We start from the raw sequence: 19,322 nt of genomic DNA on the forward strand, positions 1-19,322 counted from the left end.
TCGTCACGCGGCCATGCACAGGCCTGGCCGCCCTTATTCGTTTACCGAGTCCTGACCATGGCACCGACAATAGCGCCCGTGACAACCTCCACCGTGTTTCCCAGCGCGACCGCCGTCGTCATCATTGGCGGCGGGATCATCGGCCTCACGGCTGCGCTGACCTTGGCTGAGCGCAATATCGCCGTGGTGGTCCTGGAAAAAGGCCGGATCGCCGCCGAACAGTCGTCCCGCAACCTGGGTTGGGTGCGCAAGACCAGCCGCCACGCGGCCGACATCCCGCTGGCCCTGGCCGCCGACCGCTTGTGGGCGCAGATGCCCGAGCGGGTAGGGGCGGATGTGGGGTATCGCCAGGAAGGCATCATGTTTGTCGGGCGCACCCCGGCGCAAATGGCAATGCACGAGGGCTGGCTCAAGTCGGTGGAGCATTTGTCGCTGGATTCACGCCTGCTCAGCAAGCGTGAAATCGACGCGCTGGTGCCAGGCGGCACGGGTGACTGGGCCGGTGGCATCTTTACCCCTTCCGATGCGCGTGCCGAACCGACGCTGGCCAGCAGCGCGATTGCCAGGGCCGCCATGGACAGGGGCGTGGTGATCATCGAGCAGTGCGCGGTGCGTACGCTGCAGATGTCCGGCGGCACGGTCAGCGGTGTGGTCACGGAAAAGGGCGAAATCCGTTGTGATCATGTGCTGCTGGCGGGGGGCATGTGGTCAAGGCGCTTTCTGGGCAACCTCGGTGTGGCGTTGCCGACCTTGCCCCTGACCTGCTCGGTACTGCGTACCCACCCCATGGAGGGGCCGACGCAGATCGCGGTCGGCGCGCCGGACTTTTCGTTTCGCAAGCACCAGGACGGCGGTTTCATCATTACCCAACGGGGTAAGTTGGATGCGTTCCTGACCCTCGACCATCTGCTGCTCGCCAAGCAATACATGCCGCAGTTCCGTGCGCAACGCAGTGTGCTGAACGTGTCGCTGGGCAAGCCGTTCATCAATGACCTGGCCCTGGCGCGGCGTTGGCGCGCCGACAGCGTCAGCCCGTTCGAGCGCGTCAGGGTGCAGGATCCGGCGGCCAACCCGCGCCTCAATAGCGACGCGATGAACAACCTGATGGCGGCCTGGCCGGTGTTTGAACAGGCACGGATCGCCCAGGCCTGGGCCGGCACTATCGACGTGACACCCGATTCCAACCCGGTCATCGGCCCGGTCGCGCAGATTCCGGGGCTGACCGTGGCCACCGGTTTTTCGGGGCACGGCTTCGGTACATCGCCGGCGGCGGGTCATCTCGCCGCGGACCTGGTCAGTGGGCATGCGCCGATCATTGACCCAAGCCCTTATCGCTTCGACCGTTTCTAAAGGAGCAAGCCCATGCCTGCAGACAGCTGTTTCTTCACCAACCGTTCGGGCCTGCGCCTGCACTATTTGCGCTGGGGCGCATCGAGTGGCGTGCCCCTGGTGCTGTTGCACGGCCTGCGCGCCTATGCCCAGACCTGGGAGTCGCTGGTGCAATCCCTGGGGGAGGGCTACTGCATCTATGCCCTCGACCAGCGTGGTCGTGGGTTGAGCGACTGGGCCGAGCCCTCCACGTATCACACCCAATCCTATGTCGAGGACCTTGAGGATCTGATCGCCCATGTCGGCCTGCAGCGTTTTGTCCTGCTCGGGCATTCATTGGGCGGCGCCAACGCCCTCGAGTATGCGCGGCAACATCCGGGACGCTTGCTGGGGTTGCTGATCGAGGACATCGGCCCCGGCTCTTCAACCCAGGGCGATGGCGCCGCGCGTATCCGTCGCGAGATGGGCCAGACGCCGTTGCAGTTCGACAATTGGGACGCAGCCCGTGGGTTCTGGAGGGCTTCGCGCCCGGGGTTGTCGGAGCAGGGCCTGGCGTCGAGGCTGGCGCATTCGATGCAGGAACGCGACGGTGTGATTGGCTGGCGCCATGATCAGCAGGGGATTGCCCAGGCCCGCCTGAGTATCGAGCCGACGGACCTGTGGCCAGCGGTGCGTGCGCTGGATTGCCCCAGCCTGTTCATTCGCGGTGGTCGCTCGGACTTCCTGCCGCCGGCGACGCTGCAGGCGATGAGGGCCAGCAACCCCCATGTGCGGACGGTGGAGGTCGCCGACGCGAGCCACTATGTGCACGACGATCAGGGCGCGGTGTTCAACGCGCTGATCGCAGGCTTTCTGGCGAACCTTGACCCGCCGAGGCAATGAGCGGCGGCCGCCCGCCAATGTCGATATCAGGCACCGGCGTGCCGCTATGAGGCTATTTTTGCGGCACGCAGGCCGCGTACTGTGACCCGTCATTAAGAAATGATGATCGCCTGACCTTCCAGTCAGTACGTCTTAACGTCGATCACAGAGAATAAAAAACAACGATGAATAGCCTGATTTCCAAGGACTCCAACGGCCAGCTGGCGCAGGGCTTCAAGCCGCGTCATGTCACCATGCTCTCCATTGCAGGCATTATCGGCGCGGGGCTGTTTGTCGGCTCCGGGCACGCTATCGCGGCGGCGGGGCCGGCCGTGATGCTGGCGTATCTGTTTTCCGGCCTGTTGGTGGTGCTGGTCATGCGCATGCTGGGGGAGATGGCGGTGGCCAACCCCGACACCGGCTCATTCTCGACCTACGCCGACCAGGCCATCGGCCGCTGGGCCGGGTTTACGATCGGCTGGCTGTACTGGTGGTTCTGGGTGCTGGTGATTCCCATCGAAGCCCTGGCCGCCGGGCATATCCTCAACCAGTGGTTCCCGCAGATCGACGCTTGGCTGTTCGCCTTGTTGTCGATCTTTTTGTTGGTGGTCACCAATTTGTTCAGCGTCTCCAAGTACGGTGAATTCGAGTTCTGGTTTGCCATGGCCAAGGTGGTGGCGATCATCGGCTTTATCGGCCTGGGAGGCGCGGTGCTGATGGGCTGGATTCCCGAGCGGGAGGCCAGCGGCTTGAGTCGCCTGATGGAAGAACACGGTGGTTTCGCGCCTAACGGCCTGTCGGCGGTGGTCGGGGCATTCATCACCATCATGTTCAGCTTTATCGGCACGGAAGCCGTCACCATCGCGGCTGCCGAGTCCAATAACCCGGCGCAAAATATCGCCCGGGCCACGCGCTCGGTGATGTGGCGCATCGGCGTGTTCTACGTGTTGTCGATCTTCGTGGTGATTTCCGTGGTGCCGTGGAATGACCCGCTGTTGGCATCGGTAGGCTCTTATCAGCGCGCCCTGGAACTGATGAACATTCCCCATGCCAAGTTACTGGTGGACGTGGTGGTGTTGATTGCCGTGGCGAGCTGCATGAACTCGTCCATCTACATTGCCTCACGCATGCTGTATTCCCTGGGCAAACGTGGGGATGCGCCCACGTTGATGAAAAAGACCTCCGCCGCGAGTGTGCCGAGGGCCGCCGTGATCGCCAGCACGATCCTCGGGGCTGGCGTGACCTTGCTCAGTTACTTCATGCCCGCCGGATTGTTCCAGTTTCTGCTGGCCAGCTCGGGTGCCATCGCTTTGCTGGTGTACCTGGTGATCGCCGTGTCGCAACTGCGCATGCGCAAGGTCCTGCAACGCCGCAATGTCACCCTGACGTTCAAGATGTGGCTGTTTCCCTGGCTGACCTGGGTGGTTATCGTCTTCATCTGTTGCGCATTGGCGGTGATGCTGTTGACGCCCGAGCACCGCTTTGAGGTGTCGTCGACCATCGGCCTGGCCTTGCTGATTTCCCTGGTCGGCATGATCACGGCGCGGCAGCCCGACCGCACCCAAAAATCGATCCCCCTGGCTTCGCGCCCATGAACCCCCGGCCGGTCACCTGTTTGGTATTCGTGCTGCTGGATCAGTTCACCCTGATCTCGTTGGCGTCGGCGGTAGAGCCGCTGCGCATGGCCAACCAACTGGCAGGCCAGGAGTTGTATCGTTGGCACACCGCCAGTGTCGACGGTCATCCTGTGTGGGCCAGCGACGGCATGCCCATCACGCCGGACTGTTCCATAGCCGCTGCGCCCTCTGCGGATATCGTCGTGGTGTGCGGCGGCACGGGTATTCAACACACCCTGAGCGACGAGCTGATGAAGTGGCTGCGGACCCAGGCGCGTTATTCCAAGCGCCTGGGCGGTATTTGTACCGGCAGTTGGGTATTGGCCCGGGCGGGGCTGCTCGACGGGTTTGAATGCAGCGTGCATTGGGAGTGGCTGGCGGCCATGCAGGAAGCCTTTCCACGGGTGAGCCTCAGCGCCAGCGTGTTCACCCTCGACCGCGATCGCCTGACCAGCTCGGGCGGCACTGCGCCCATGGACATGATGCTGCACCTGATCGGGCGTGAGCATGGGCATGAGTTGTCGGCGGCGATTTCGGACATGTTCGTGTACGAGCGCATGCGCAACGAGCAGGACCATCAGCGCGTGCCGCTCAAGCATATGCTCGGCACCCAGCAACCGAAGCTGCAGGAAATCGTCGCGCTGATGGAGGCCAACCTGGAAGAACCGATCGACCTGGATGAATTGGCCGAGTACGTGGCCCTGTCACGCCGGCAGCTTGAGCGCATGTTCCAGAAGTACCTGCACTGTTCGCCCTCGCGCTACTACCTGCGGTTGCGGCTGATCCGCGCGCGCCAGTTGCTCAAGCAAACCCCCATTTCGATCGTGGAGTTGGCCTTGCTCTGCGGGTTTGTGTCCACGCCGCACTTCTCCAAATGCTACCGCGAGTACTTTGGCGTGCCGCCCAGCGACGAGCGCCTGGTGACGGCGGGCGAGCAAGCCGGCATGTTGAGGCCGATGATTCGCGCCGTACCGGTGACGATGCCAATGAGTGCCCTGGAGCAGGCGCGGGGGGAATCTACCTTTGCCAGTGTCCGGCTCAAGGCCAGGCGCTGAGAGTAAGGTGAGTGGCGCTGATCAGCGACGCTTGCGTTTCGAATTTCAGGCCCCACTCACGCTGGCTTCAAACCCGCATGAACGCCTTGATTCTCTCGCCGCACTGATCGGCACGAATCATCCCAGGCGCCGCATCCAGCGCAACCAGGCCGTCCTCCATGAAAATCACCCGGTCGGAAATGGACAGGGCGAAGTCCATCTCGTGAGTCACGATCAGCATGGTCATGCCTTCTTTGGCCAGGTCGCCGATGACCTTGAGCACGTCGCCTACCAGTTCCGGGTCAAGGGCTGACGTCGGCTCATCAAACAGCATGATATGTGGATCCATGGCCAATGCGCGGGCGATTGCCACGCGTTGTTGCTGCCCCCCAGACAACTGATGCGGATACTTGTGCGCGTGAGCCAGCAGTCCGACCTTGTCCAGCAGGGCGTAGGCGCGCTGCTCGCTGATGAGCTTGTCGCGGCCGTGATAGCGCGGCGCGAGGGTGACGTTGTCAAGAATGGTGCGATGGGGAAACAGGTTGAAGCCCTGGAACACCATGCCGATGTGCTGTACCCCACGGCGTACTTGTTGCGTGTTGGTGTTATCACCGGCGTGGATATAGCTTTCGCCGAACAGAATGATCTCGCCTTGGTCGATGCTTTCCAGGGCGTTGACGGTGCGGATCAGCGAGGTTTTTCCCGAGCCCGACGGGCCGATGATGGAAATCACCTGACCCACATTTACATCAAGGTTGATGCCCTTGAGCACAGCGTGCTGGCCGTAGCGCTTGTGAATGTCGACCAGTTGCAGGGCGGGTGCCGAGCCAGGCCCGGAGGTTTTCCGAGCGCTTGCCGAAGGAGGGGCGGGTTGTGATGCGCGTAGGCGCCCCATGCTGGTGTCATCCAGCGTCTGGGGTATGCGGTTGTTGAGTTCCAGGTGGTGCTCCAGCCAATGAAACAACCAGCCGAGCACGGTCACGATCAGCACGTAATACACCGCCACAGCCGATAGGGTTTCCATCACCAGGAAGTTTTGCGCGTAAAGGCGCTGGCCCACGGTCAACAGTTCGGTCAAGGAAATCACCGAGACCAGCGAGGTCAGTTTCACCACGGTGATGTATTCGTTGATCAGCGTCGGCAGGGAAATGCGGAACGCCTGGGGGATCACGATCAGGCGCTGCAAACCGATCAGGCCGATGCCCAGCGCGCGGCCGGCCTCTTTTTGACCTTTGGCCACGGATATCAAGCCACCACGGTGGATTTCCGCCATATAGGCCGCTTCGGTGACCACCAGGGCCAACAGGCCGGAATAGAACGGGTTGGACAGGACGCCACGGGTGACCGGGAACATCTGCGGCAGGTTATAGACGAACACCACCAATACCAGCAGCGGCACGCTGCGAAAGAACCAGATATAAATCGACGCCGGCACGCTGATCCAGCGCGCGGCCGAAAGCTTGGCCGAAGCCAGCAGGAAGCCCAGCAGCATGCCGATGAACCAGGCCAGCGTGCTGAGCTCCACCACCGTAATGCAGGCTTTCCAGAAGTCCGAGAGCGAAAACAGAGAAAAAAAGTAAGGCCATTCAAATTGCATGTGTCTCTCCAACTGCTGGCGTCGACACAGGCTTTACCTGGGCCGGGCAGTCAAGCGAAAGCCGCCGACTGTGGGAGCGGCAGCGCTCCCACAGGGCTGCACCGGGTCAGTTAGTCGGTTCTTCGAGGTTGTATTTCTTCAACAGGGCGGTGTATTCACCGGAAGCCTTGCTCGCCTCAAAGGCCTTGAGCAGTGCCTGATAGAGCGCGTCGTTGCCTTTCTTGACGTAAATACCCAGCGTCTGCTGATAGATCGAGTGCTCGGTGCTCACCACGACGCGGCCCTTGGTGCGTTCTGCGATCATGCCGGCGGCGCCGTCGATCTCAACCTGAGCCTGCACATTGCCGGAGAGCAGCGCCTGGGTTACCTCCGGTGCGGACGGGAACTCGCTGACCATAATCGCGCCCTTGTTATTCGGGATGCAGTAGTCGGTCGAGAGCGTGTTGAACTGCGTCACCCACGTGGTGCCTTTTTCCAGGCCGACTTTCAGGCCGCAGAGGTCTTCCGGTACTTTCGGTTTCAGCGGGCTGTCCTTCAGCACCATGATCGCTGCGCCGGTCTGGGCGTAGGGGATGGTTTGCGCTTGCGTCTGCCGCTGGGGCGTGATGTACATGCCGGAGATGATCGCGTCGTAGTGGCCGGCGTTCAGGCTGAGGATCAGGTTGGAAAACTTGGTGTCGACGAAGTCGGCCTTGAGGTCCAGGTGCTTGGCGAGCAGGTGCGCCAGCTCGGGGTCGGAACCGACGACGTTTTTATGTTCGTCGTATGACTCAAAGGGCGGATAGGTGATTTCCATGCCGATCTTGAGTACGCCGGGCGTCACCGTCGTTGCTGCATGGGCGCCGGCCGCACCAAGGAGTGCGACGGCCAGCAGGGTCAAGCGGACAGCATGATTGATTGGATTGCGCATCATCGATGACTCCACGTCGGTAAAGTAGGGTTGGGCGGGTGGTTAAACAGGGCGGTGTGACCAGGCTGAGGGTTGCATCAGGACGCGTCCTGCGCCTGGCTCTTCAAGTGACCGAAACTCGATGGCTTGCGCGCTTTCTCGTACAGCGTGAGTTCGCCCTGTTCGACTTTGCGGCGCAGGTACTGATAGGTCTGCAACGCTTGGCCGAACATGTGCTCACCGATGGTGATTTCCTGGTAATCCCTAGCGCCTTCAAGAAAAGCGCCTTCAAGAAACTGTGGCAGTGGCTTGATCTGCGTATGAAAGTCGCACGCGTAGAAGAGTGGGAAGGCGTAGCGCTCTTCGCTGACGGTTCGCACTCGGTGAGCCGTAGCGACGAACGTACCCGCGGTCATGACCTCCAGCATGTCGCCGATGTTGACCACAAAGGCACCGTCCACGGGTGGCGCATCAATCCATTGCCCTTGATCGTTCATCACCTCGAGACCTGGCTTGTCGGCAAGCAAAATGGTGAAGCACTCGTAGTCGGTATGCGCACCAATGCCGGGTGCGTCTTGGGCGGCCAGGTCAAAGGGGTAGTGAATCAGGCGCAGTTTCGACGGTGGGCGGGTAACCAGTGCCTCGAAATAGTCCTCTTCCAGGCCCAATGCGAGCGCAAAGCCCTTGAACAGGCGACGACCCAGCGCAAACACCGCAGCGTAGTACGCTTCGACGGCGGGACGGAAACCCGGCAGGTCCGGCCATTCATTGGCCCCGATCAAGGGGGTCCCGGCCCTGACCAGCGGATCGTCTTCGCCCACTTCAAAACCGATATCGAACGCCTCCTTGTGGTCCGGTTTGCCTTTGGCATAGACCTCTTCGCCTTCAGGCACAAACCCCTTGTGGCTGCGGGAGGTGCCGATGTAATGCTGCATCTTGTACGCAAGGGATTGCGCAAACAGGTCCTTCGCCGCGTGACGCACGCCGTCGATCAACGACGACTCGATGCCGTGGTTCTTGATGTACAGAAAACCCACTGCGCGTGCGGCGTTACCGAGTTCTTCGGCCACTGCCTGGCGCTGTGTGATGTCGTCGCTGTACAGCCCGGCGATGTCCACCAGCGGAATGCGATTGAAGTTGGCGGCCTTTGGCGTTTGGTCAGGCATGAAGTAACGCTCCTTATCGGGTTGAGGCGCCGCTGAAACGCCGGAAATGCTCGCGCTCGGTATTTGCCATCCACACATTCAGCGACCACAGGTCGGCCACCGGCACATTGGTGAAGGGCAGGTGATGCAGGTAGCCGTCGGCACCGAACTCCGGTGTCAGCGTGCTGACCTGATAGCCGCGACTTTCCTGGGATCGCCAGATGGCCTCCCAATGCTGCTGATGGAAGGCCAGCGCTTGGGTGTACTCGGGAGCGGCGGGGTGGGGAACCTGGGGCCCCTGGTCATAACCGACCCGGGCTTGAATGTGGTGAACGCGCTCGACGAAAGCGCTGAGGTCATCTTCCGGATCGTTGAGCAGACGCTCGCAGGTGACGACCCAATGACTGATGTCGCTGGTGAAGCGCAGGTCCGGCAGTTGACGGATCAGCTCGAGGGTGACCCAGGGGTTGAACAACGAGCGCGCACGATGGGTTTCAAAGGCGCACACCTGGCCGTGCTTGCGCGCGACGTCCATCGCGCGGCCAAAGAAGTCGACTTGCTGTGCCAGTGGCCAGCGGTCGTTGCCAGCCAGCAGGTTGATGAAGCGCGGCGACAATTCAGCCGCCCAAGCGAGTTTTTTATCGAGGTCCAGAAGGTGTTCGTCGACGCTCGCCGATTGTTGCGGCAGAACATCGTAGGCGCTGAAGACGGTACTGATATAGCTGACATGGTTGGCGCGTAGAAAGGCTGCGAACTCGGCGCGTTCGCTTGCGGTCATGGGCAGGCGGGCTTCCATGCCATCGAACCCGGCCTCAAGCAACTCTTCGAGCGCTTGTGCCTTGCTTGCGGTGTAGCCCCACAACGTTCGGAATACTTCCAATTTCATCGATCTGCTCCAAAGGTGCCTTCGCATGATTGACACAGCGGCGTTTCGGCGCGGACCGAAACGCACAAAAAACGGCAGTGACAATCAGAAAAGGCAATCTTCGGGCCCCATCTCTGTGGAAAGGCTCCTTTGTTGCCGCCAATAGTAGGGAGGGGCGCTTGGCGGAAAGAATAGGGAAGTGCAAATAGATAGTTCAGAGATTTCTAAACTATTGTTCAGTGCGGCTCAGCGTCGCGTCATGGGTCAAAACTCGGTTATGACGGTTACCCCTGCCGTCTCGAAGCGGTCCATGTTCGTCAACGCGTCGATGGACTGTTCCAGGCTGATGGTTTTACCCACGAGTTTTTCAGGCGCCAGCTTGCCTGAGGTGATCATCTCGATCATGGCGCCATAGCGATGCGCCTGCATGCCGTGGCTACCGTAGATCTCAAGTTCATGGGCGATAACCTTGCTCATGGGGATCGCCGGCGTGGCGTGATCAGCGAGCATCAGCCCGACCTGGACGTGCTTGCCGCGACGGCGCAGGTTGTTGATGGAGTTGAAACAGGTGGTTGGGTGGCCCAAGGCGTCCAGCGAGACGTGGGCACCGCCCTGGGTGATTTCCAGCACGGCTTCGGTGACGTCTGCGACGTACTGGGCATTAATGGTGGCGACAGCGCCGAGGGCGCGCGCCAGATCGAGTTTTTCCTGGGAAATATCGATGGCGATCACGTTCGCGCCAATGGCCTGGGCGATCATCACCGCAGACAGGCCTACACCTCCGCAGCCGTGAACCGCGACCCACTGACCGGCGCTGACGTTGCCTTGGTCGACGACTGCACGGAACGAGGTGGCGAAGCGACAACCCAGGCTTGCGGCGGTAGCGAAGTCCATGCTCTCGGGCAGCGCGACCAGGTTCAGATCGGCCTGGTGGATGCCGACGTACTCGGCAAACGAGCCCCAATGAGTGAAGCCCGGCTGGAATTGCGTGTGGCACACCTGCTGATTGCCGCTGTTGCACTGCGCACAGGCACCACACCCACCCACGAACGGCACGGTCACCCGGTCGCCGACCTTCCACCGCGTGACGCCGTGGCCCACCTCGGCCACGATGCCCGCCAGCTCATGACCCGGTACATGGGGCAGTTCAATGTCGGGGTCATGACCTTTCCAGCCATGCCAGTCGCTGCGGCACACCCCGGTGCCAAGCACCTGGATCACCACGCCATGACGTTCCGGGGATGGATCGGCCACGTTCATCAGGCGCGGCGGTTTGGAAAAGGCTTCGTAGACGACTGCTTTCATTCAAATTACCTCGGCTTGGAGGGGCGATTCAGGCATTGCCATTATGAATGAGCGCCTTGAAATTACCTTTCAAGTTGCAATTGACCGAGCGCAAGAATTGAAATTAACCTTCATTTTTAAGCCTGAATTTGAGGGGTTATTTCATGGTTGAGCAGCTCGATAAAGCGGACATTGCAATATCGGAGCGTTTGCAGCGGGACGGCAAGCTGTCGAATGTCAAGCTGGCCGAGCAGCTGTCCCTCAGCGAAGCGTCCTGTTGGCGCAAGCAAAGACGGCTGGAAGAATGCGGGGTGATCGAGGGATACCAAGCCATTCTCAATCGAAAGAAACTCGGGCTGGGCCTGAAGGCGTTTGTCCAGATCTCCTGCACGGATCACAGCGAAGAAGCCACGGCAACGTTTGAAAAGATTATCCAGGCGGCCCCGCAGGTATTGAGTTGCCATAACACAACGGGGGAGGCGGACTTTCTACTTGAGGTGGTTGCACGGGACCTGGACAGCTATAGCCGCTTTGTCGAAACAGTGCTGAGGAAGCTCCCTGGGGTTTCAAGTATTCGCTCGAACCTCTCCCTGCGAGAGATGAAGACCACTCATCGACTCCCCGTCAGCGAGCTCTTGAGCATCTGAAGGCTGTCGGGCACGTCGAGAACCATCGTTCGTCCGGACAATCGAGCATTTCGGCACTGTTATCGAGCATTTCGGCACAGTCTCCCGGTTTTGTTCAACCTAGACTCGAGCTTCACTTCAAGACTCAGCTGGAGCCGCAATGAACATCAGATTAATCCTGCCTGCACTCTCCATGGCCGTCACACTCAGTGGCTACGCTGCGGATTTCTCACTGACCAGCCGGGATATTGCAGACAACCGCCCGCTGACCCGTCGCGAAGTGTTCCAGGGCTTCGGTTGCGAAGGTGGCAACACGTCTCCTGAGCTTTCGTGGAAAAACGCCCCCGCAGGGACTAAAAGCTACGCGATCACCGTTTACGATCCCGATGCCCCCACCGGCAGCGGTTGGTGGCATTGGACGGTGGTCAGCCTGCCAGCCTCCACCCATAGTTTGCCCAGCGGCGTGGGGGCAAACCTGCCTGCGGGTGCAGTACAAGGGCGAACCGATTATGGCCAGCCGGGGTTCGGGGGCGCTTGCCCTCCTGTCGGCGATAAACCCCATCGCTATCAATTCACCGTGTGGGCCTTGAAAGTCGATAAGCTACCGCTCGACAACCAGGCCAGCGGAGCCTTGGTCGGTTACATGCTCAACGCCAACGTCCTGGCCAAAGCGACCATTACTTCAACTTACGGACGTTAAGAAGCATGCGCCCTTGTGACGGCATACAGCACCGGGAAAATATTATCGATGCCTGTGTCATACGGGCGCGACATGCCCTTACCTTGCCCAGGGTGCCGGTGTTCGTGACCACCTTGTGTCGAGTGCGGCAGGGGGAAAAACTGTTGCAATGGGATGACCGGGAAATGCGCGCAGGGCCTCGGCATCTGATTCTGATGCCGGCCGGGCGCGAGCTGGGTATCTCAAACTTACCCGGCCCTCAGGGTCACTACATCGCCGATGCGGTGACCTTTCCCGTCTCGACATTGCGTCAATTCAGCAGCCGATATAGCCAGCAGATCAAGAGTGGTCGCGGTGCACTGAAGAGCGATCTATGCGTTCCCCTGGACAGGCACACCACCCAGGCATGGGAGCAGTTGCTGGTCGCCATCAATGCAAACGCCCCGCAGGCACTCTGCACACATTATGGGGAAGCGGTGCTGCTGAGCCTAAGCCTTGGCGGCCAGGCCGGACCTCTGCTGATGGGGCGCAACGATCCCTTGTGCGAGCGGGTGCAGCAGCTGGTAATGGCCAGCCCGGAGAGAGACTGGACGGTTGCGAGCATCGCACAGCACATGAACCTGGGGGAGTCGACCTTGCGTCGCCAACTGGCGAACGAAGGGAATAGTTTCAGGAATATTCTGGAGGGCGTTCGACTGGCGACAGCATTACAACGGCTGCAAACAACGTCTCGCCCGATCGGTGAAATTGCCGGCGCCTGCGGCTACGCCTCGGCCTCACGTTTTGCCGTGCGCTTTCGCTCACACTATGGCCTGTCACCCCGTGAGTTGCGGGCAGCGATTTGAGCATTTGCGGGAGGGCTTTCCCTAGTCTGCCGGCCGGCAGTGCGAGCCATGTGACGTTTATCGGTGGGTACCGGACCAGACTGTCTGGCGATAGTGCTACTGTCTACGCAGCACCCCCGGAGCCTGCTGGATGACTCATCAAACTTCAGTTCACCCCATCGCAACGCCTGCAGCCGGGTCAAGCACTGAAAAACCGCGCGTTCACCCACCTATGTGGCATGGCAATCCGGACTTACCCACCCTCGGCAGCACTGGGGCGGCCATTTTGGGTTTCTGCGTTGTGCTGCTTATGTTTCTGCCGGTCATAGGGGTGATGGTGCTGATCTTTTTCGGCCTAGAAGCGATGCGAGGCGCATCGTCCAGCGATGGGGCGAGTCTCACCACGTCGCCTCTCATCCTGTTCATGCTTGGTTTTGTTGTGCTCATGGGGCTGGTTTTCGCGTGGATGTTCTCTGCGTCCAGAGTGCTGGCCTTCACCTTTGACGAAAACCGGCAACTGCTTACTCTCACCGTCACCCGTCGCGGCCGTAAACCCGCCGAAGTGCAGGTGCCCTTTAGCGATATCATTTGTATCAGCCCTTACCTGCTCGCCAGTTATGACCGCCATGGACATTTCAGCGTCGTGTATCAAGGGCCGAGGGGCAAGGAGTTCGAATATCGATTGGCTGAGGGGACTTCTCTGGAAGACATGGAATTTCATGCCGCATGGCTGCGCGCAATAATAGGCGAACGGATGCATGAACCAATGAATCTGGACAAATGAACGAAGCACCTCCGAGCACTATCACCTTTCAATCGCATCGATAATTGCGCCGCCGTCAGCGCCATCCAGCAAATACCCACGGCGTCGAATGGATCGAAACACGCACCGGCAGTGTCACCTTGTGCCAGTTTGGGCGCGTCCATTCGTCTGTTGCCCGGCACTCTGGGGGGCATGGTGTTTCTCAACCTTAAGCACGGATATCCCGAGCCCAAGAACGGAGAGCCAGCATGGAAATCAATGAGAATGCCCCGGGCAACATTTCACAGCAGGCTGTTACGCGCGGCACGGACAACGAGACAGGGCACGACCCGAAGCGTGATGAGGATAAGATCCCGCTGCCGCCGGACGACGATGCACCCCTTGAGGAGGATATGTCTGATGTGGACGCTGCCGATTCAGTGGCGAGCGAGCACCCTGACAACTGAGGTGTTTCAGATCAACGAACCCGGCCGGGGTGTCGCAGGTGGCTGGGAATCCGAAGGCGGCTGTAAAGCCGCCTTCTGGGCGATGGCTACCGGGCGTTCAGCCCGTCGAGAAACTCGGTGTGTTGCAACGTCCTGGAAAACATCGGCAGCGTGAAGCGTTCTGCGGCCTGTTGTTGTTCGTCGGTGAAGGTCGCGGTGCAATCGATCAGGGTCACCACGTTATAGCCCTTCTCATAACCTGATCGTACCGTGCCTTCGACACAGCAATTGGTCAGGAAGCCCGCCACCACCAGGGTCTGGATGCCGTTGTTGCGCAGCACCAGGTCCAGGCCCGTGGTGGCGAAACCGTCCAGCCCGCGCTTGCCCTCCACGAGGATGTCGCCGTCTTCCCGGGTAATCGCCTCGCTGATGTCGGCACCCCAACTGCCGGTGCGAAAGGCGCTGCCATCGGCAACGCCCTTGAGAATCCCGTAGTCGCGGGTGGTCAGCTCCGGGTAGCCCTCGGCGAACTGGATCGGCAGGTGGATGATCTTCACGCCGAGCGCGCGCGCCTGTTCAACCGTGGTGGCGGTGTTCGCGAGCATATTGGACGTGTGCATGACGTCTTTGACGGCGTCATGGAACACGCCGCCTTGGGTGGTGAAATCGTTCTGGTATTCGATCAGGACCAGGGCGGTGGTGTGTGGGTTCATGTCGGGTCTCCGATAAGTGGGTCGAGCAACAAGCGTAGAACAGCAGGCAGGGTTGAGTGGGGCGGCAGTCAAACACAAAACTATGGCTCGGAACGCCGCATCCGTTCACAGACCGCGAGCAAAGCGGGCACTTTGATACTATGCTCATTGCCAATGCGAGCCATCTACGGGTTTCAATGTTCGGCCGCCAAGGGCACCGACCCTGGCAAAATCATTGACGTTGGCCAGCAGCCTTGTATCGGCAAGACAGCCGGTGGGCGGGCTTCAGGCGTTTTCAACGGCTCACGCAACAACCCGCACGCGGCATACAGGGAAACGTTCAATGCCTGCCTCAAACCTCACCTGCTCGAAAATCTCCAATGTAGGGGCCAACGGCTCCAACCAGAACACGCCGTCGATCCAGGCTGTAAGCCGGTACGGGTGGATGACTGTTGGTAAATGCCAAGCACGATGGAGAACAGCATGAACACCCAGTCGATCCACACGATCTTGAGGCGCTTCGCCGGCTGCATGGCGGGGCTGGCGATGGTTGCCGCCAATCCGGCCCAGGCTGCCGCCGAGGGCATCGCCAGCGGCCCTACCGCGAGCTACAGCATTGCCTTCAGCAATTCCTACGCAGGCAGCGATTTTCGCAAGGTGATGGTGCGCAACTGGCAGGAAATTGCGCTCCAGGCGCAAAAGGAGGGCTTGATCCGTGAGGCTCCCGTCGTCAGCGCCAATAACTCGGCTTCGGAACAGGCGGCCCATATCCAGGACATGATCGTCAAGGGCGTCGATGCCATCGTGATCCTCGCTGCCTCCGACACGGCCCTCAACGGGGTGATCCGCGATGCCTGCAACGCCGGCATCGTGGTGGTCGTCATGGCCAGCCTGGTCACCGAGCCCTGTGTCTATACCGTGGATTACAACTGGTCCGCCATGGGCCGTGTGGAAATGGACTACATCGCCGAGCGCCTGAAGGGCAACGGGACATTACTGGAGATCCGCGGCATCGCTGGCGATGCCACGGATAAAAACATCAGCGATGGCATTCGCAAGGCCGCCAGCGACTATCCGGGCCTGAAATTCGTCAAGACCGTATACGGGAACTGGACGGCTTCTGTCGCCCGCAGGGAAGTCACGCTGGCGCTGCCGTCGCTGCCCACCATTGATGCCGTGGCTACCCAGGGTGGCGACGGATATGGTGCGGCCATGGCGTTCAAGGCGGCGGGTCGCCCTTTACCGATCATCGTGATGGGGAACCGTCAGGACGAACTTGCCCTGTGGAAACAGGAACGCGATGCCAATGGCTACGAGACCGTCTCTGTCTCTGCCTCCCCGAGCGTCTCCCAGATGGGGTTCTGGGTGGCCCAGCAGATACTGGCGGGCAAGCAGGTGCCGAAGTTCGTCGAAGTGCCGCTGGTACGTATTGATGCCAAAGACCTGGACGCCTGGCTTGCCACTATGCCGGTGGGCGGTGCCGCCAATCCGTTCTACGGCCAGGCTTCCGTTGCGGCGATGATCGATGCGGCCATCAACCATACGGCGCCGCCGGCGCCTTTGCCGGAGGTGACGAAACAGTAGCGGCGGGCTAGGAGGCGAGGCCCCATGTTGACATTCAAATCAGCCACGGCCAGGCCTATTGCCGTCAGGATCGGCCTGGCGGTTGCCGCACTGGTGTTGCTGATGCTGGCGGTATCGCTCGTGAACCTCTACGGCCTGCGAGGCATGGTTCGTGCGGTGGATTCCGCCAGCCATTCCGCGGAAATTCTGGCCTCGGTCAACGGGGCTACCGGGCGGGTGGAAAACTTCATTGCCACCCGCGACCAGGACAGCGTGTCCCAGGCCGAAGGCTTGGTCGCGACGGCTATCAACGGCCTTAACGCCATCCCGGCGGCAGAGGCGCAATCGCTCAAGGGCAGCCTGGATAGGCTCGCTGCGGCGATCGCGTCCTTGCGGGTGGCGACGCTGACCATGGATGGCGAAACCGAGAATATGACCGCCCATTACGCTCGGATGCGAGAGGCGACGGCCCTCGTTGAACAGGGCATCGCCGCTGGGCTGAAGGGCCTGGACTCCCTCGCCGCCGACCACCAGGCGCGAGTGAGCAACGCCCAGAGCGCCCATCGCATCCTGGATATCCTGCGCAACGGCGAACGTATCATTACCGCCAATGTGGCCCAGGTGCTGGTGACCGGTGATGGTGCGGCCGCCACTGCGGCGCGCAACGCCTGTGCGGCGCTGCCGCCTGTGGTCGAGCAATTGCGTGAGTTAATGGGGGCGCCGCAACAGGTGGAGACCCTGGAACAGTTGGCGACGGCGGTGGCAGCAGCCAGCCTGGCGCTCGAGCAGCTTGGCGAGGCTCCCAGGCTCCGGGGCGGCGAGGCTTTGCGGCATCTGGGGGCTGTTGGAGGCGTGGCAGAGCGCCTTGAAGTCATGTTGGCTGAAGTGGACGAGCACATTGCCCATGACGCCAGTGACATTCAGGCCGCCATCGGTTTGCTGCAAAACGCCGCCGCGTTGTCCAAGCGTTTCGCCGAACGTGTTGCCACCCTGGAGGCGCAAACCTTGGCGTTTCGCCTGGCGCCGTCGGCCGAGGTCGCCAGTTCTGTAGGCGTCATCCTCGATGAACTCTCCCGTCTCGCCCGGGTTCTGCCTTCGTCTGTGGGGCAGCAGGCCAGCGCTACGCCCCTGACGGTCAGCGATCAGATTGCTGGCTACCGGGCGGCATTTGCCGGGTTCCATCAGGCGAGCAACGCCTTGGGCGACGCGCGCGACCAGGTTCGTATCGAGGCACGCAGCGCTGGCCTGTTGGTTGCGCGCTTCGCAGGCGAAGCGCGTTCAGACGCCTTGGTCCACAAGGATCGCGGCATGCTGGCGACAATAGTCGCTGGCGCCGTCGCCATCCTGCTGGCCGGAGCCATCGCCTGGAGCACCTCGCGGTTTGTCGCGCAGCCCATCGTCGCCCTGGCTTCGGTCATGCGCCGGCTGGCTGCCGGTGACTTGACCGCCGAAATCGCCAGTGCTGGACGCGGCGATGAGATTGGGATCATGACTCGCGCCGTCCGGGTGTTCCAGGAGAATGCCTTGCGCATCCGGGTGCTGGAGGCCGAGGCCGAAGCCGAAAGACAGCAGGTGCAGGCCTCTCTGGAGAGAATGGTCGCCGAGCGGACCGACACGCTGCACCGACAGACCGAGGTGCTGGAGGCGCAGGCGGTTGCACTTATTCAGGCGCGCAACCAGGCCGAGACGGCCAACCAGGCAAAGAGTGATTTCGTCGCCACGGTCAGCCACGAACTGCGCACCCCTTTGACCCTTATTCTCGCCCCGTTGGAGCAGCTCTCGGTGGCGATCACGCCGCCGGCGGACTGGCGCGTGCAAATCGAGCGCGCACAACGAAACGCACTGCGCCTGATGAACCGCGTGAACGATATCCTTGACTTCTCCAAGGCCGAAGCAGGCAAGTTTGAGCTGTGTCCGGCGCCCGTTGATTTGAACAAGGCGGTGGGTGTGCTGGCCGAGGACGCCGCCATGGTGGCCAAGGGCAAAGGCTGCACGTTGACCTGCAGCATCGATCCTGCCCTCGGCACCGTGTTCCTGGACCCCCGACACTTCGAGAAGATTCTGCTCAACCTGGTGAGTAATGCCATCAAGTTCACCTCTGCTGGCGGTACGGTGCATCTGGCAGTCACTGCGCTTGATGACGAGCGATTTGAGCTCGCGGTGCAAGACTCGGGCATTGGCATCGCGCCTGACAAATTACCCCTGCTGTTCCAGCGTTTTTCCCAGATCGACAATTCCGCCACGCGGCATTACAGCGGTACAGGCATCGGCCTGGCCCTGGTCAAGGATCTGGTCGAACTGATGGGGGGCGAAGTCAGCGTCAACAGTGAGCCTGGAAAGGGGTCGTGCTTCCTTGTTCGATTTCCTCGAGGAACCGAGCAAAACACGGTGCCGACCGAAGCCGGTCATCTGCATGAGGGATCGTCATCCACCGCAATGATCACAACCGAGCAGCGCCACTTGCTGTTCGACGACGGCCGCCGTGGCAGTAGCAACGACCAGGCGTCCATGGGCGATGCAGACAACGAGCAGCACCCGGAACGCACCTCGCAGTCCAGGGTCCTGGTGGTCGATGACAGCCCGGAAATGCTTGGCTACCTCAGCGAGCTTTTGCGCGACGACTACAGCGTCGTCACCGCCGCTGATGGAGAGCAGGCCTGGGCCATGCTGCAGCGTCAACCGATCAATGTCGTTCTCTCGGATGTGATGATGCCGGAGCTTGACGGCTTTGGCCTGACCGCCAGAATCAAGGCGAGCGCCGGTTTTGTCCATCTGCCCGTCATCCTGTTGACCGCCCGCGGCGGCAGCGAGGCTTGCATCTCCGGGCTGGAGAGTGGCGCCGATGACTATATCGCCAAACCTTTCTCGCCATTGGAGCTCAAGGCTCGCGTACGCGCGGCGCTACGCATGAGCCAGGTGCAATCCGAACTGAATGCGAAATCCCGTCAGGCGGGCATGGCCGAGATCGCCACGACGGTGCTGCACAATGTCGGCAACGTCCTCAACAGCGTGAACGTTTCGGCCGAGTTGGTCAGCAGCCAGATGCGCACCTCCAAGGCCCAGGGCCTGGGCAAGGTGGCGCAGATGATGAACGAACACATCCATGAGCTGAGCGATTTTCTCACCCAGG

General features: G+C 61.0%; 16 protein-coding genes and 2 pseudogenes. 12 read left to right on the forward strand and 6 right to left on the reverse strand.

The annotated features are described in order from the left end of the window. Positions 1-57: 57 nt before the first annotated feature. The 4 genes from BFP99_RS07075 (at position 58) to BFP99_RS07090 (ending at position 4,861) form a co-directional block, all read left to right on the forward strand. The gene (locus BFP99_RS07075; protein WP_065927446.1) at positions 58-1,350 is read left to right on the forward strand and encodes an NAD(P)/FAD-dependent oxidoreductase; all 1,293 of its coding nucleotides are present in this window, start codon (positions 58-60) and stop codon (positions 1,348-1,350) included. A 12-nt stretch (positions 1,351-1,362) separates the two neighbouring features. Next, positions 1,363-2,211: an alpha/beta fold hydrolase gene (locus BFP99_RS07080; protein WP_065946946.1), complete on the forward strand. Its 849-nt coding sequence runs from the start codon at positions 1,363-1,365 to the stop codon at positions 2,209-2,211. A gap of 164 nt (positions 2,212-2,375) precedes the next feature. Beyond that, complete coding sequence (gene gabP / locus BFP99_RS07085; protein ID WP_065946947.1) at positions 2,376-3,785, forward strand: GABA permease; 1,410 nt, start codon at positions 2,376-2,378, stop codon at positions 3,783-3,785. Continuing rightward, on the forward strand, positions 3,782-4,861 hold the full coding sequence (locus BFP99_RS07090) for a choline metabolism transcriptional regulator GbdR (RefSeq protein ID WP_065946948.1): 1,080 nt from the start codon (positions 3,782-3,784) through the stop codon (positions 4,859-4,861). The genes gabP and BFP99_RS07090 overlap by 4 nt, the downstream gene beginning before the upstream one ends. A 67-nt stretch (positions 4,862-4,928) precedes the next feature. Here the strand turns inward: BFP99_RS07090 and BFP99_RS07095 are convergent, their stop codons facing one another. The 5 genes from BFP99_RS07095 to BFP99_RS07115 form a co-directional block, all read right to left on the reverse strand. Then, on the reverse strand, positions 4,929-6,437 hold the full coding sequence (locus tag BFP99_RS07095; RefSeq protein ID WP_065927450.1) for an amino acid ABC transporter permease/ATP-binding protein: 1,509 nt from the start codon (positions 6,435-6,437) through the stop codon (positions 4,929-4,931). Positions 6,438-6,543: 106 nt separating this feature from the next. Then, a complete protein-coding gene (locus BFP99_RS07100; protein ID WP_065947028.1) occupies positions 6,544-7,347 on the reverse strand; it encodes an ABC transporter substrate-binding protein in 804 nt (267 codons plus the stop codon). A 77-nt stretch (positions 7,348-7,424) separates the two neighbouring features. Beyond that, positions 7,425-8,492, reverse strand: coding sequence for an isopenicillin N synthase family dioxygenase (locus BFP99_RS07105; protein WP_065927451.1), 1,068 nt, complete (start codon positions 8,490-8,492; stop codon positions 7,425-7,427). A gap of 13 nt (positions 8,493-8,505) precedes the next feature. Further along, positions 8,506-9,357, reverse strand: coding sequence for a sugar phosphate isomerase/epimerase family protein (locus tag BFP99_RS07110; RefSeq protein WP_065927452.1), 852 nt, complete (start codon positions 9,355-9,357; stop codon positions 8,506-8,508). Between the two features lie 243 nt (positions 9,358-9,600). Further along, the gene (locus BFP99_RS07115; protein ID WP_065946949.1) at positions 9,601-10,641 is read right to left on the reverse strand and encodes a zinc-dependent alcohol dehydrogenase family protein; all 1,041 of its coding nucleotides are present in this window, start codon (positions 10,639-10,641) and stop codon (positions 9,601-9,603) included. Positions 10,642-10,784: 143 nt separating this feature from the next. Between BFP99_RS07115 and BFP99_RS07120 the strand changes: the two genes are divergently transcribed. From BFP99_RS07120 to BFP99_RS07140, 5 genes are all read left to right on the forward strand, one after another. Continuing rightward, entirely contained in the window at positions 10,785-11,267 is a 483-nt protein-coding gene (locus BFP99_RS07120) for an Lrp/AsnC family transcriptional regulator (RefSeq protein WP_065927454.1), read from the forward strand. A 139-nt stretch (positions 11,268-11,406) separates the two neighbouring features. Continuing rightward, positions 11,407-11,946: a kinase inhibitor gene (locus BFP99_RS07125; RefSeq protein ID WP_065946950.1), complete on the forward strand. Its 540-nt coding sequence runs from the start codon at positions 11,407-11,409 to the stop codon at positions 11,944-11,946. Between the two features lie 5 nt (positions 11,947-11,951). Next, positions 11,952-12,770 carry a helix-turn-helix transcriptional regulator gene (locus BFP99_RS07130; protein WP_065946951.1) on the forward strand — a complete coding sequence of 273 codons (819 nt, stop codon included), beginning with the start codon at positions 11,952-11,954 and terminating at the stop codon, positions 12,768-12,770. Between the two features lie 130 nt (positions 12,771-12,900). Further along, entirely contained in the window at positions 12,901-13,533 is a 633-nt protein-coding gene (locus BFP99_RS07135) for a hypothetical protein (protein ID WP_065946952.1), read from the forward strand. 227 nt (positions 13,534-13,760) lie between these two features. Next, a complete protein-coding gene (locus BFP99_RS07140) occupies positions 13,761-13,958 on the forward strand; it encodes a hypothetical protein (RefSeq protein ID WP_027606646.1) in 198 nt (65 codons plus the stop codon). A gap of 86 nt (positions 13,959-14,044) precedes the next feature. Here BFP99_RS07140 and BFP99_RS07145 read toward each other — a convergent pair whose 3' ends face one another. Further along, positions 14,045-14,650 (reverse strand): cysteine hydrolase, encoded by a 606-nt coding sequence (locus BFP99_RS07145; protein ID WP_065927458.1) that lies wholly within the window; start codon positions 14,648-14,650, stop codon positions 14,045-14,047. Positions 14,651-15,112: 462 nt separating this feature from the next. Between BFP99_RS07145 and BFP99_RS07150 the strand changes: the two genes are divergently transcribed. From BFP99_RS07150 to BFP99_RS33975, 3 genes and pseudogenes are all read left to right on the forward strand, one after another. Continuing rightward, positions 15,113-16,213, forward strand: a complete 1,101-nt coding sequence (locus BFP99_RS07150; protein WP_141690760.1) for an ABC transporter substrate-binding protein — start codon at positions 15,113-15,115, stop codon at positions 16,211-16,213. A 1,287-nt stretch (positions 16,214-17,500) separates the two neighbouring features. Then, positions 17,501-18,550, forward strand: a pseudogene (locus BFP99_RS33970) (sensor histidine kinase); the annotation flags it as partial. 213 nt (positions 18,551-18,763) lie between these two features. Beyond that, a pseudogene (locus BFP99_RS33975) lies at positions 18,764-19,099 on the forward strand (response regulator transcription factor); the annotation flags it as partial. Positions 19,100-19,322: the final 223 nt, after the last annotated feature.

The sequence above is a fragment of the Pseudomonas sp. 1 R 17 genome (assembly GCF_900067035.1).
Taxonomy (GTDB): Bacteria; Pseudomonadota; Gammaproteobacteria; order Pseudomonadales; family Pseudomonadaceae; genus Aquipseudomonas; species Aquipseudomonas marginalis.

Coding starts and splice junctions, on each gene's coding strand:
- BFP99_RS07075 (WP_065927446.1), top strand. CDS start 58: ATGGCACCGACAATAGCGCCCGTGACAACCTCCACCGTGTTTCCCAGC.
- BFP99_RS07080 (WP_065946946.1), top strand. CDS start 1,363: ATGCCTGCAGACAGCTGTTTCTTCACCAACCGTTCGGGCCTGCGCCTG.
- gabP (WP_065946947.1), top strand. CDS start 2,376: ATGAATAGCCTGATTTCCAAGGACTCCAACGGCCAGCTGGCGCAGGGC.
- BFP99_RS07090 (WP_065946948.1), top strand. CDS start 3,782: ATGAACCCCCGGCCGGTCACCTGTTTGGTATTCGTGCTGCTGGATCAG.
- BFP99_RS07095 (WP_065927450.1), bottom strand. CDS start 6,437: ATGCAATTTGAATGGCCTTACTTTTTTTCTCTGTTTTCGCTCTCGGAC.
- BFP99_RS07100 (WP_065947028.1), bottom strand. CDS start 7,347: ATGCGCAATCCAATCAATCATGCTGTCCGCTTGACCCTGCTGGCCGTC.
- BFP99_RS07105 (WP_065927451.1), bottom strand. CDS start 8,492: ATGCCTGACCAAACGCCAAAGGCCGCCAACTTCAATCGCATTCCGCTG.
- BFP99_RS07110 (WP_065927452.1), bottom strand. CDS start 9,357: ATGAAATTGGAAGTATTCCGAACGTTGTGGGGCTACACCGCAAGCAAG.
- BFP99_RS07115 (WP_065946949.1), bottom strand. CDS start 10,641: ATGAAAGCAGTCGTCTACGAAGCCTTTTCCAAACCGCCGCGCCTGATG.
- BFP99_RS07120 (WP_065927454.1), top strand. CDS start 10,785: ATGGTTGAGCAGCTCGATAAAGCGGACATTGCAATATCGGAGCGTTTG.
- BFP99_RS07125 (WP_065946950.1), top strand. CDS start 11,407: ATGAACATCAGATTAATCCTGCCTGCACTCTCCATGGCCGTCACACTC.
- BFP99_RS07130 (WP_065946951.1), top strand. CDS start 11,952: ATGCGCCCTTGTGACGGCATACAGCACCGGGAAAATATTATCGATGCC.
- BFP99_RS07135 (WP_065946952.1), top strand. CDS start 12,901: ATGACTCATCAAACTTCAGTTCACCCCATCGCAACGCCTGCAGCCGGG.
- BFP99_RS07140 (WP_027606646.1), top strand. CDS start 13,761: ATGGAAATCAATGAGAATGCCCCGGGCAACATTTCACAGCAGGCTGTT.
- BFP99_RS07145 (WP_065927458.1), bottom strand. CDS start 14,650: ATGAACCCACACACCACCGCCCTGGTCCTGATCGAATACCAGAACGAT.
- BFP99_RS07150 (WP_141690760.1), top strand. CDS start 15,113: ATGAACACCCAGTCGATCCACACGATCTTGAGGCGCTTCGCCGGCTGC.